The following is an 11,889-nucleotide window of genomic DNA, read 5'->3' as shown; positions in this document are numbered from 1 at the left end:
TATTCTGAGGCGATCGGTGCTTTTAATTCTGCTTTACTTATTTTACCCGAGGATAACCGAGTTTTGAACAACAAAGGAATTGTGCTGGAAAGTCTGGGTGATTTACAAGCGAAAATAGGTGAGTTTGAGGCTGCCAAACAGTCTTATTCTGAGGCGATCGGTGCTTTTAATTCTGCTTTACTTATTTTACCCGAGGATAACCGAGTTTTGAACAACAAAGGGATGGCACTGGGAGGTCTAGGTGATTTGCAGGTAGAGCAAAGTGAGTTTGAGGCTGCAAAACAGTCTTACTCAGAGGCTATCGCTGCTTATAATAGAGCTTTACAAATTGCACCGGATGATGATTATGCTCTCAACAACAAAGGAAGTGCGCTACAAAGTCTGGGTGAGTTGCAAGTAAGGCGAAGAGAGTTTGAGGCTGCCAAACAGTCTTATTCTGAGGCGATATCTGACTTGAATTCTGCTTTACAAATTGCACCGAATCATATATCGGCTCTCAAAAATAAAGGGATTGCACTGCAATGTCTGGGTAATTTGCAGGTAAAGCTAAGTGAGTTTGAGGCTGCCAAACAATCATATTCAGAGGCGCTCGCTGCTCACAATTCTGCTTTACTTATTGCACCGGATGATAATGCAGCTTTCAATAACAAAGGGAATACGCTGCTAAGTCTGGGTGAGTTGCAGGCACAGCTAAGAGAGTTTGAGGCTGCCAAACAGTCTTATTCAGATGCAATATCTGCCTTTAATTATGCTTTACTTATTGCAACCGATGATAATTATGCTCTCAACAACAAAGGGAATGCGCTGCAAAGTCTGGGTGATTTGCAGGCACAGCTAAATGAGATTGAGGCTGCCAAACAGTCTTATTTTGAGGCGATATCTGCTTACAATTCTGCTTTATTTGTTGCACCGAATTATACCAATGCTCTCAATGGCAAAGGGAATGCGCTGCAAACACTGGGTCAGTTGCAGGCAAAACTAAATGAGTTTGAGGCTGCCAAACAGTCTTATTTTGAGGCGCTCGCTACTTACAATTTTGCTTTACTTATTGCACCCAATTATATCACGGCTCTCAACAACAAAGGGAATGTGCTTCAAAGTCTGAGTGAGTTGCAGGCAAAACTAAATGAGTTTGAGGCTGCAAAACAGTCTTATTCTGAGTCGATCGCTGCTTACAATTCTGCTTTATTTGTTGCACCGAATTATATCTATGCTGCCTATAAAAAAGGGAATGCGCTGCAAAGTCTGGGTGAGTTGCAGGGACGGATAAGTGAGTTTGAGGCTGCAAAACAGTCTTATTTTGAGGCAATATCTGCTTACAATTCTGCTTTACTTATTGCACCGGCTGATCTCGGTGTTATTTATAACAAAGGGAATACACTGCAATTAATGGGTAATTTACAGGCAAAGCTAAATGATTTTGAATCTGCAAAACAATCTTATGCTGAGGCAATATCGGTCTGCAATTATGCTTTAGTTATTTCACCGGAAGATCACATTATTTTTAACAATAAAAAAGGTAATAGCCTGCGATATTTGGGTGATTTGCAAGCACGGCTAAGTGAGTTTGAGGCTGCAAAACAGTCTTACTCACAGGCTATCGCTGCTTACAATTCTATTTTACTTATTGCACCGAATAATATCAAGGCTGTTAAAAGCAAAGGAAATTTGCTGCAAACTTTGGGTGAGTTGCAGGGACAAAGAAGTGAGTTTGAAGCTGCGAAAAAGTCTTATTTTGAGGCCATCACTCTCTATAATTATGTTTTAATTATTGCACCGGATGATATCGATGCTCTTTCTATAAAAGGGCATGCACAGTTATTTTTTGGTGCTTTGCAGGCCCAGCTAAGTGAGTTTGAAGCTTCACAACAGTCTTTGTCAGAAGCGCTCGCTACTTGCAATTCTGTTTTACTTACTGCACCAAATCATGTCAATGCTCTCACGAATAAAGGTCTGGCGCTGCGAGGTCTGGGTGAATTGCAAGAAAGATTATATGAGAGACAGGAAGCACTCAAGAATTGGCAAGAGGCGCTGGAAATGTTTAATCGAGCTTTAACCATTTCTCCTAACAGCTCTTATGTTCGCAATATGCGCGATTCACTGCAAGAATATCTCGATAATTTGGGTGACGATACTGTCAGCAGTTAGCTCGATCGAAATGAGTAAAGACGCGGCATTAAGGAGGAGGACGTGTCCAGTTAACTTAACCCGAAAGGCCGGCAGGGGTTTCAACCCCTGCCGGACTCAGGACAGAGCGTTAAAAGCCCGCCCTCGAATTTAGCTATTTAACCTTGCAGCTTACCGCCCAGATTGTCTCGGCGATGTACCGTCAGCCCGCTTCCGACGGATCAGCACGCTCATCACCTGCTTCGGATTAGCCGCACGCTGTACGGGACTCCAATCGCCCACTTCTGCAAATCCCAGCCGGTACAAAGTGAGTATGGTTTCCCTGACACCTTTGGGCGAACCGACAACCGTTAACAGCACCACTTCCTGTTCGCATACTGCTGCTGAGTTATCATTTGGGCGATCGGAAAAGTTGTCGTCAGGCACGAATTCCTGTGACATAATATGTTCTCCTGGTTTTGGGTTTTCTAGAAAAACCCAAAAACCCAGCCGCCCCGCATTTCAAGACATAGCAGGGCGGCTACAGAGGATGTTAAAATGCTCCGTTAGCCTCCAGACTGCTGATTCCAGTTTGGCGGTTAGCTGTCCATTGCTGTTAGCGCAGCTTTGGGCAGTGCAACTAGATTTTTGGGCGACGCGGGCTGCCTCCTCTACAAGCAAGCAACCTCTCACTTCAAAGCGTAGCCGCAGACGGGGGCCGCCGTCAACCGATTTTAGATTTTAGATTTTGGATCTTAGATCTTGGATTTACTCGTTACCAGCGTCAGCGGCTGGAAACCAGTTAGTGGGGCCGAAATGCTAAATTAAAAGTAATGTTGCTTTAGTACAACCATGTCCAAACGACTCACCATTGCCCAAGCACAGCAGCAGCTTCCAAACCTACCCCAAGAACTTATCAATGAGCCTATCATCATCACTCAAGATGGCGTTCCCGTTATGGCTGCAATGAGCTACACGCATTTGACTGAACTGTTAGAAACCTTAGATATTCTCACCGATACAGAATTCGTTGCCCAATTGCGCCAAAGCATCACCCAAGCACGCCAAGGCGAAACTATTTCCTGGGAAAATGCCAAAGTTAAATTGGGACTCTGAATCACGAAGAAAATGCGATCGAATATGAGATCCAGCTTACGCCACTGGCACTGGAAATGTTGGAGGCAGTCAAAGATCGACGAGAATAGGAAAAATTGCGCGATCGCATTGATCAACTAAAATTTGAACCACAAAAGCAAGGCAAAGCCCTTGTAGATAACCTATCAGGATTTCGCAGCATCCGAGCTGTTGGACAGCGCTATCGTATAGTTTATCAAGTCGAACAAGATCGAGTTCTCGTTGTTGTCGTGGGACTAGGGAGACGTAAAGATGGTGACAAAAAAGACATTTACACCATCTTAGAAAAACTGTTAGAGCCGTGATTGTAACTTCTTATATCCGGCGTATTTAAGCCGAATAAATATCATTTGTATGGACACAACAGTGTTGTGTCCATTGCCTGCCGTAATCTCACTCCTCGCTAACAGCCAAACCAGAAACCACAGGGGCGATCGCATTTAACTTCAACACAGGATGCTCCCCTTCCACCTGGCGGCAATTCCAGTCATTTCTAAACAGCAAAACCGGCCTTCCCCAAGTATCTTTCACCGTCACCGTATTAAACAGCCGCCCAACTTTTTCCAGCGCCTCCCAACCGCCGTCAACCCAACGAGCTACACTGTAAGGCAACATATCGATCGTCGTTTCCACATTATATTCCGACTGCATTCTGAACTGCACAACTTCAAATTGCAACTGTCCCACAGCCGCCAAAATTGGCTCGCGTTTCGACTCATCAACCGAGTACATAATTTGCACTGCGCCTTCTTCCTGCAACTCCGAAACGCCTTTGCGGAACTGCTTAAACTTAGAAGGATTGGGATTTCTCAAAAAAGCAAAAAGTTCAGGAGAAAAACACGGAATCCCTTCATATTCCAGTTTTTGCCCAGTGTAAATAGTATCCCCGATCGCAAATACTCCCGGATTGTTCAAACCGATCACATCGCCCGGATACGCAACCTCGATCGACTCGCGATCCTGAGCAAATAACTTTTGAGGCCTTGACAAACGCACCGTTTTACCACTGCGAGCGTGAGTCACGTTCATATCCTTTTCAAACTTGCCCGTACAAACCCGAATAAACGCCACCCGATCGCGGTGTCTTGGGTCCATATTCGCTTGCAACTTAAACACAAACCCGGTAAAGTCTTCATAAGTTGGCGGCAAGTCTCCGGCGCTGCTCTTGCGGGCGATCGGCTTCATAGCGTAATCTAAAAACGCATCTAAAAACAGTTCGACCCCAAAATTGCTCATGGCGCTGCCAAAGAAAACAGGCGTCATTTTTCCAGCCCGAACCAAGTCTAAATCGAGTTCAGTTCCCAACTCATCCAGCAGTTCTAACTCTTCTTTGAGCTGATAGTAAAGGTCTTGTTCCAACAAATCTTCAATGCGCGGATCGCCCAATTCGATGACGGTATCAACAGCAGCACGAGAACCGTGTTTAGCCCGCTCGAATAAGTGAATTTTGCGCGCCCTACGATCGAAAACACCTTTAAAGCGATCGCCCGTACCTATCGGCCAATTTACCGGATAAGTCTGCAACCCCAATTCCTTCTCAATTTCGTCCAACAAATCCAAAGGTTCTCTGCTGGGGCGATCGAGCTTATTAAAGAAAGTAAAAATAGGCAGACTTCGCAACTTACAAACTTCAAATAACTTCCGAGTTTGCGGTTCCAAACCCTTAGCAGCATCCTCCAGCATCACCGCATTGTCAGCAGCCGCCAGAGTGCGATAAGTATCTTCACTAAAATCTTGGTGTCCCGGAGTATCAAGCAGATTAATGTGATATTTTTTATACTCAAACTGCAAAACAGTAGAAGTAATAGAAATTCCCCGCTGCTGTTCCATCGCCATCCAGTCAGAGGTAGCGTGTCGCTGAGCCCGCCGCGCTTTCACAGAACCTGCTTCGTGAATTGCACCTCCGTACAGCAGCAGCTTTTCTGTCAAAGTAGTTTTACCCGCGTCAGGGTGCGAGATAATAGCAAAGTTGCGCCGGCGCTCAACAGCAGTTAGCAGTTCAGTTTCGAGTTCTGTTGTCATCAAAAAAAATCCGTAAGTGGGAACTCAGTCCCTTTAGGGCTGAGAGGGAAACGGCTCGGCGGTTTCAACCGCCGTGAATCTTTCCATTACACGGGGATTGCTTAATTCGGTGTACTTTTGTAATGTACTTTCAGTGGGACAATTACCACCTCAAACCTCGCAACCCGCTCACGCATAATGTTTGCTCTTTCGAGCCTCCCTTTCGGGGTAATGTTCGCCTCGCCAAGGTTATAAGAGCTTGTTAGGCTTGCAACACTGTTTCAGTGACCTTAAAACTGTTTAATTGCAAGCGACAGAGCAGGGAACTGGCGTCGCATTCGCCTGGTGTCGTGACTCAAATAACGTAGTCAATTAAGACTTAGGCTGGTCAGTACAGCTTGCTTGATTACTCTTACAAGCTCAGTCCCTTTAGGGCTGGGTTACTGACCACAAATTAGGTAGGGGAATCATCACCCGATCGCCATTATAGCCTGTGCTACAGTTGCTATTAAAGGTAAAATTATCAATAAAGTCAAGGAAAAGTAATATGTACGACTCTGACAAGCGGAAGCTGCTATCACTGGTGTGCCACGGGGCGATTTTTTTCAGCACGTTACTGTTCTCGATCGGAGCGCCGATCGCTGTATTGTTAGTATCAGATGACCCCGTTGTCAAAGAAAACGCCACAGAAGCCATCAATTTTCACCTTAATGTATGGCTGTACAGCGCCGTAATTGTGGCGTTAACTGTCGTCACTTTTGGTCTTGCTGGCTTTATCCTAGTCCCCCTAGGTTATCTGCTACACTGGGGACTGACAATAATGGCTATCCTCCACGTTTTGCAAACTCCTAACCAACCTTACCGCTACCCTTTTATTTTCCGAATAGTGTAGACAGAAAATCGCGCTTCACCATCGATTTCAACAACCCGATTTCTTTAAGCAGAAACCGGGTTTTTAATTGTTTTATAACTCACATTCGCTCCCCCAAACTGGCAAATACACTGCTTAATATTATGTCCCGTCGATTACCCCTAATACCGTAGGGGCGGGTGCACGAAAAATATCTGCCAATAATTGACAATCTCAAAAACCCGCCCTTTTAATCGCTCGATCGGACATGATATAAGTGACAAAGAGGGTTGATTGTCGGCGACAAGATTCAGTAAAACAAATTAAAAGTTTGCGAAAGTAAGCATCATCCAGTTGGGGATTCCAGAAAATTGACCTAACATCATGAGTAAAATCTTCTTGATCCATAAAACTTCAAAAATCAGAGTACAATCAACTATTAATTATGGTGTTTTCGCCCTGTTGCAGGGCTGCTGTGAACGCTAAGTTGATATTCCATTGATGCCGTTTCCCACAATATACTAACGTCTTTAGGTTATTTCGCAGAGTTAGGGCGGATGTTCGATCGCTCCGAACCCTCGTTTTTGCTTTAGCTGTGCTATTTTTGCATCTGGCGATCGTTCTATTGAAATTTTCCACCAATTCTATCTGTACCAAATGTCTTAAAACTTAATACAATATTTTTCCAATAAAAATCCCGCTCTTGTGGAACGGGAAAGCCATCAGGGTGCATCTATATATATGTCACTATAACTCATAGGGGGTATAACCCCTCGTAGCTTTATCGAATCTTTACAATCACAAAATTTTTGTAAAGATTGAGGTTTTCATTTGACTGATCAGCCGTTTTATGAAATTTAAAGGGAAAATGCTGACATTTATAAAATCCAGTGAGTTTGCAAGGACAATTGCGATTAAACCAGGATCGCGCTGTTTCTTCACCTTAATTATCAAAATATCAATAATGTACGATCGCCTGGTTAGCCTGTTTGGGATTGAAAACTAAAAATTCAGTAGAGTGCGTCAGCAATTAGCGAATCAATTATATAAAAAATAACGCGCTGCTGACGCACCTTACTAAACTTGAGGATAACGTTGTGCTAAGAAAGAGATAGCAGCAGCCCGATCGCCCAAATCGCCATCCAACTTCGCCGCCAACAAATCATCCAACATTCGTTTAAACCCAGGCCCCGGCTTATAACCCAAAGCCTTCAAATCGTTGCCATTCAAAGGCGGCTCAACATTCGTCCATTTGGTGAGATATTCCCAAATTTGGCGGCGTGCACTTCGCGGACTTTGTAGGGCGATCGCAATTAACACCGGCAATTCATAATTCCTCAACAGCAACACCAATTGACTCGGAAACTCGCACTTAGGCAAATTCTCTGCTAACTGATTCTTTCCGGCTTCCAAAACTTCCAACCGCTTAATACTGTCAGCAGGTAACTGAAGATTTGCAGCCACCTTGCCGCGATATTCCGGTGCTACATAAGCTATCAAAACTTCCAGCCGCATCTGCCAATCGGGAATATTGATAATAGGGAATGGGGAATTGGGAATTGGGGATTGAGCCTTGAGAATAGTTGCTTTTTCTTTTTCTTCCTTCTTCCCTATTCCCTCTTCCTTATTCCCTCTGACTCGTGACTCACCCTCAATCGTTAATCCGTGTATCCGTGTCAAAATCCGTGTCGTGCCTTCCTTCTTCCTTCCTTGCAAACACCGATCGAGCAAACGCAGTTGCCGCCACAACTCCCGATCCAACTCCAAACTAGGATGAATGCAGCGCAAAGCCTGCAAATCTCCCAGCATTTGCAAAGCAACTTTCCAGTAAGGAGCTTGCAAAATGTATTTCAATTCACTTTTCAGCCTAGTTTCCAAAGCCGGAGCTCGGCCATTTTCCCCCTGAATTCGGTAATAAATCCCGCTAGCCAAAGCGTTGCGGATGTATCCTTCCGTCTGTGGCTCAATTTCAAATCCCAACCGCACCGCAAACCGCACCGCGCGATAAATTCGCGTCGGATCTTCGATAAAACTATTGGCGTGCAAAACTCGAATTTGCTTCGATTCCAAATCCAGCAAACCGCAGAAAAAATCTAACAATTCGCCGCTGCGAGGAACACCCAACCGCACAGCTAGCGCATTAATTGTAAAATCCCTGCGGTACAAATCTTGGCGAATTGAGCTCGCTTCAACTTCAGGATTTGCAGCCGGATAAGGGTAAAATTCAGTGCGAGCCGTAGCGATATCCACCCACAGCGAGCCGAAAGCAGAGTCTTTGTGCCACAAAAGTGCGGCGGTTTGAAATTGACCGTGAACGTCCAAACGCGATTCTGGGTAAAGTTTTTGCAGCGATGAAGCTAACTCGACACCAGCACCGGAATCGTCGGAACCGCACTTTCCATCCACAACCAAATCGATATCTGTTAGCGCCAGTGTATCATCCGTGGCTAATAGTAAATCCCGGACTGCTCCACCCACAATATAAAGTTGCCAGCCGCGATTTTGGGCAATATTGGCGGCGATCGACAATAATTGCCATAATTCGGGACTGATGCGCGATCGCAACAACTGCTCAACCGATTCGGACACGGCACAATAAGAGAATTCTGCATTACTTCCCCTGTCTCGCGCTTTTTGCTGGTGCAATTCCCGCAACACATCAGTCCGAGTCACAATTCCCACCAGTTGACCGTTTTCCAATACTGGCAAGCGCCCGATATCGTATGTCACCATTAAAGATTCAATTTCCGGCAGCAAGGTATCTGGGGCGATCGTTTTTAACTGCGGACTCATGTAACCCTTGACGGGGGCGTGGCTGAAACCGTGGTGCAGCGCAATGTCAATGTCGCGGCGCGAGATAATGCCAGCCAGTCGATCGCCCGCATCGACCACAGAAAGCCCCGAATGTCCGTAACGTAGGAGGATACGGTGAGCTTCCCCCACCGAGGTTTCCGGGCGAATACTCCGCACTGGAGACGACATTAATTCGCGGGCTGTCGGAGGGTGGGGAATTTGAGTTTTGAGTTCGTCAGCTAACTGATTTAAAGTCAGCAGGGGGTCAACATCGCGGGTAGCGAGGGAAGCGGCGCGGGCGTGGCCTCCCCCGCCGAAGGGTTTGAACAATTCGCTGAGGTTTGTACCTTCGATGCGCGATCGACCGATAATAGTTAATCGATTGGAAACTGGCGATTCGGGAGCGATGTTGCGGTTGTTGTCGTTTTCGCTAAATTTATAAACATTGCCTAACAGCAGAGCATCGGTTTCCGTTAAATCGAGCAAGCGAGAAGCCAGCGAAGAAAGTCCCGGAACATAAGCTTCAGTAGACAGCAGCACCCAGGCTACGCTGTAACCGTGCAAAGTTTCCGATCGCAAATTATTCAGGGCTTCTCTCAGCAAATCTTGCAATTGAGGAGACAAAGCGGGTTCTACATATTCAGCTATTACTCCCAAACTCGCTCCCTGTTCCATCAACCAGGCCAAAGCTATGGCATCTCGCGCAGTTGCGCCCTCAAAGGTGAGGGAACCTGTATCGACGTGGATGCCGAGGGCCATTACTGTTGCTTCCGAAGGCAGCAGGCGGAAGGGTATGTCGCTGTTTTCTGCTTGATTTTTGAGCTTTTCAACAATTAATGTTGTGCTGGCTCCGACTGCTTCGATCTGCGTAACAGTAGCGGGGATGTCTGAATGCGCTTCTAGGTGGTGGTCGAAAATAGCAATTTCCCTTACTTGTGGCAAATCCAGCCACTCGGCGGCTTTTCCCAAACGATCGCGCCCGGAGGCATCCACTATAGTAATCGATCGAATTTGTTGCGGATTGACCGATCGGCGTTCAATCAGTGGGTACTCGTCGCGGTGTAGCGCCAAAAAATCCCGCACCGTCGGGTGACACCCGCCCGTCAATACGATCCTGCTACCGGGGCGCAGCACGCAAAGTCCCACCGCCGCCCCCAAGGCGTCAAAATCTGCTGTTGTGTGGCACAAAACTAAGTCCATAGCCGAAAATCCCGCATCTCTAACTCAAACAGTAGCAATTTCTCGCCCTCTGAAACCGGATGTGTCGATCGGGCTTTAAGTTAACCTTTCCAGTTTTCTGTGCTGTAACGAACAATGATAAAATTGATAAAAATCTTAAGAGCCGCTGACGCCTGTTCGCGCAACGCCCGAATTTGCCTGGGTTCTTTCGTATCAATCAACCGACAATTTCTCGATCGACTATCGGGAAACTGTCAAAAACTAGAATTTGGAAGATTTTTTTCGGTTCTGGGAAACTATTTCCGATCAACGCACGGTTATATCGAAAGGAGAAAAGATGTTATCAATTCTGTTTCAAGTCGTTTTACTGGGTCTGGTACTGCTGTCTTTTGTGATGGTCGTTGGCGTGCCAGTTGCTTATGCCTCTCCCCAAAACTGGAATCAGTCTAAATCCCTAATTTATGTAGGATCTGGTCTCTGGTTTTTGCTGGTTATTGCAGTGGGTGTATTGAACTTTTTAGTCGTTTAATTTCACCCAACTCTATCAAAGAAAGAAGGTAAAAGATAGAAGGATGAAGGCATTCACCAGCGATTGAAAGGCATTCGGCAGAAGCTAGGAATTTTTAAGACCGCGCGATCCTGTATGTTTTTGCACTTGAGATTCAGATGAGATGCTGCTGCTTTCTGACTTTTGCCTTCTCACAAACAAAAATCTAAAATCTAAAACCTAAAATCTAAACTAGAGCACTATGACTGTTTTCGAGGGAACTTTTACTCACACCGAATCTTTGCGATTTGCGATTGTCATCGGTCGTTTTAACGATTTGGTGGTTAACAAACTTTTGGAGGGATGTCAAGATTGTTTGAAACGCCACGGGGTTGATATTAATCCTCATGGCTCTCAGGTGGACTTTTTTTGGGTACCAGGAAGTTTTGAGATTCCTTTGGTGGCGCGCCAAGCTGCTCTTTCTCACCGCTACGATGCGGTAATTTGTCTGGGTGCGGTAATTCGGGGCCAAACTCCTCATTTCGATTTTGTGGCTGGTGAGGTTGCTAAGGGAATTGCTGCTGCTGCTTTTCAGACAGGGGTGCCGGTGATTTTTGGGGTGGTGACGACTGACACGATGCAGCAAGCTTTGGAAAGGGCTGGAATTAAAAGCAATTTGGGCTGGAATTATGCGATGAGTGCTTTGGAAATGGGTACTTTGATGCGCCAAGTTAAGGGTTTGGGAACACACTCTTACGATCATCGATTAACTACAGGATCTGCTGCTCAAGTGCTTTCGGGCGAAGGAAATCTGTCGCTCGCCCCCGATGTATCGTCGGATCAAATCCCCTCTTAAATTGGGCTAAGCTGTTACGCATTTAAATTGGAAATTCGGGACAGGCTAGAAGCCCGTCCCACAAAAGTTTTAGTGATTTTTGACACACAATTTAAATGTAGAACAGCTTAGCAGTATTTTTAAGCTCAAAAAACATCAAGATTTGCATCGGGAAAAATCTTAAGACTCTTGTGGGGTGGTGATTATACCCGCCCCCAAGGTAAAAATTCCACTCTGGGTCGATCGACAAATTAGACCAATATCTTGCCCATTGGAAATGGGTACTTTGATGCCTCAAGTTAATAGTTTGGGCGGCAATTTTGACCAATAATTTCAAAGGTGGTACCCGCCACGTCATTTATCCGTGGAATCAATCCAAAATCTAAAATCTAAAATCCTCCAGCCCCCGCATTTATCTCGCGCAAGTCAATTCTAAAATCTAAAATCTAAAATCTAAAATCTAAAATCTAAAATCTAAAATCTAAAATCTAAAATCTAAAATCT

The 11,889-nt window shown here is 45.4% G+C and carries 10 protein-coding genes; 6 read left to right on the top strand and 4 right to left on the bottom strand.

Annotated elements, in window-relative coordinates; all coding sequences use genetic code 11:
- The coding region (locus QUB20_RS24950) for a tetratricopeptide repeat protein (RefSeq protein ID WP_333247351.1) at positions 1–2,148 on the top strand (2,148 nt) is incomplete at its 5' end.
- A gap of 150 nt (positions 2,149–2,298) precedes the next feature.
- On the opposite strand, the gene QUB20_RS24945 is transcribed toward QUB20_RS24950, so the two are convergent.
- Entirely contained in the window at positions 2,299–2,568 is a 270-nt protein-coding gene (locus tag QUB20_RS24945) for a hypothetical protein (RefSeq protein ID WP_333247353.1), read from the bottom strand.
- 390 nt (positions 2,569–2,958) lie between these two features.
- On the opposite strand from QUB20_RS24945, the gene QUB20_RS24940 reads away from it, so the two are divergent.
- Entirely contained in the window at positions 2,959–3,222 is a 264-nt protein-coding gene (locus QUB20_RS24940; RefSeq protein ID WP_333247355.1) for a type II toxin-antitoxin system Phd/YefM family antitoxin, read from the top strand.
- Between the two features lie 95 nt (positions 3,223–3,317).
- Positions 3,318–3,545 carry a type II toxin-antitoxin system RelE/ParE family toxin gene (locus QUB20_RS24935; RefSeq protein ID WP_333247358.1) on the top strand — a complete coding sequence of 76 codons (228 nt, stop codon included), beginning with the start codon at positions 3,318–3,320 and terminating at the stop codon, positions 3,543–3,545.
- Between the two features lie 88 nt (positions 3,546–3,633).
- On the opposite strand, the gene prfC is transcribed toward QUB20_RS24935, so the two are convergent.
- Positions 3,634–5,262 (bottom strand): peptide chain release factor 3, encoded by a 1,629-nt coding sequence (prfC, locus tag QUB20_RS24930; protein ID WP_333247360.1) that lies wholly within the window; start codon positions 5,260–5,262, stop codon positions 3,634–3,636.
- Between the two features lie 526 nt (positions 5,263–5,788).
- Between prfC and QUB20_RS24925 the strand changes: the two genes are divergently transcribed.
- Positions 5,789–6,133: a DUF4870 domain-containing protein gene (locus tag QUB20_RS24925; protein ID WP_333058248.1), complete on the top strand. Its 345-nt coding sequence runs from the start codon at positions 5,789–5,791 to the stop codon at positions 6,131–6,133.
- A 192-nt stretch (positions 6,134–6,325) separates the two neighbouring features.
- Here the strand turns inward: QUB20_RS24925 and QUB20_RS24920 are convergent, their stop codons facing one another.
- Both QUB20_RS24920 and QUB20_RS24915 read right to left on the bottom strand, forming a co-directional pair.
- The gene (locus QUB20_RS24920; protein ID WP_333247363.1) at positions 6,326–6,499 is read right to left on the bottom strand and encodes a hypothetical protein; all 174 of its coding nucleotides are present in this window, start codon (positions 6,497–6,499) and stop codon (positions 6,326–6,328) included.
- A gap of 669 nt (positions 6,500–7,168) precedes the next feature.
- Positions 7,169–10,084 carry a CBS domain-containing protein gene (locus tag QUB20_RS24915; protein ID WP_333247365.1) on the bottom strand — a complete coding sequence of 972 codons (2,916 nt, stop codon included), beginning with the start codon at positions 10,082–10,084 and terminating at the stop codon, positions 7,169–7,171.
- A 316-nt stretch (positions 10,085–10,400) separates the two neighbouring features.
- Here QUB20_RS24915 and psbZ point away from each other — a divergent pair, with 316 nt between their 5' ends.
- Both psbZ and ribH read left to right on the top strand, forming a co-directional pair.
- Positions 10,401–10,592 carry a photosystem II reaction center protein PsbZ gene (psbZ, locus tag QUB20_RS24910; RefSeq protein ID WP_190735314.1) on the top strand — a complete coding sequence of 64 codons (192 nt, stop codon included), beginning with the start codon at positions 10,401–10,403 and terminating at the stop codon, positions 10,590–10,592.
- Positions 10,593–10,812: 220 nt separating this feature from the next.
- Positions 10,813–11,406, top strand: a complete 594-nt coding sequence (gene ribH, locus QUB20_RS24905; protein ID WP_333058250.1) for a 6,7-dimethyl-8-ribityllumazine synthase — start codon at positions 10,813–10,815, stop codon at positions 11,404–11,406.
- Positions 11,407–11,889 lie beyond the last annotated feature (483 nt).

This window comes from Microcoleus sp. B4-C2 (assembly GCF_036705265.1).
GTDB lineage: Bacteria > Cyanobacteriota > Cyanobacteriia > Cyanobacteriales > Microcoleaceae > Microcoleus.
The sequence above is the reverse complement of the archived record's forward strand: the minus strand, read 5'-3'. Positions and strand labels throughout refer to the sequence as shown.

What these genes read in the sequence shown, in the direction of transcription:
- psbZ (WP_190735314.1), top strand. Translation starts at nt 10,401, where the DNA reads ATGTTATCAATTCTGTTTCAAGTCGTTTTACTGGGTCTGGTACTGCTG.
- QUB20_RS24920 (WP_333247363.1), bottom strand. Translation starts at nt 6,499, where the DNA reads ATGGATCAAGAAGATTTTACTCATGATGTTAGGTCAATTTTCTGGAAT.
- QUB20_RS24940 (WP_333247355.1), top strand. Translation starts at nt 2,959, where the DNA reads ATGTCCAAACGACTCACCATTGCCCAAGCACAGCAGCAGCTTCCAAAC.
- ribH (WP_333058250.1), top strand. Translation starts at nt 10,813, where the DNA reads ATGACTGTTTTCGAGGGAACTTTTACTCACACCGAATCTTTGCGATTT.
- prfC (WP_333247360.1), bottom strand. Translation starts at nt 5,262, where the DNA reads ATGACAACAGAACTCGAAACTGAACTGCTAACTGCTGTTGAGCGCCGG.
- QUB20_RS24945 (WP_333247353.1), bottom strand. Translation starts at nt 2,568, where the DNA reads ATGTCACAGGAATTCGTGCCTGACGACAACTTTTCCGATCGCCCAAAT.
- QUB20_RS24915 (WP_333247365.1), bottom strand. Translation starts at nt 10,084, where the DNA reads ATGGACTTAGTTTTGTGCCACACAACAGCAGATTTTGACGCCTTGGGG.
- QUB20_RS24925 (WP_333058248.1), top strand. Translation starts at nt 5,789, where the DNA reads ATGTACGACTCTGACAAGCGGAAGCTGCTATCACTGGTGTGCCACGGG.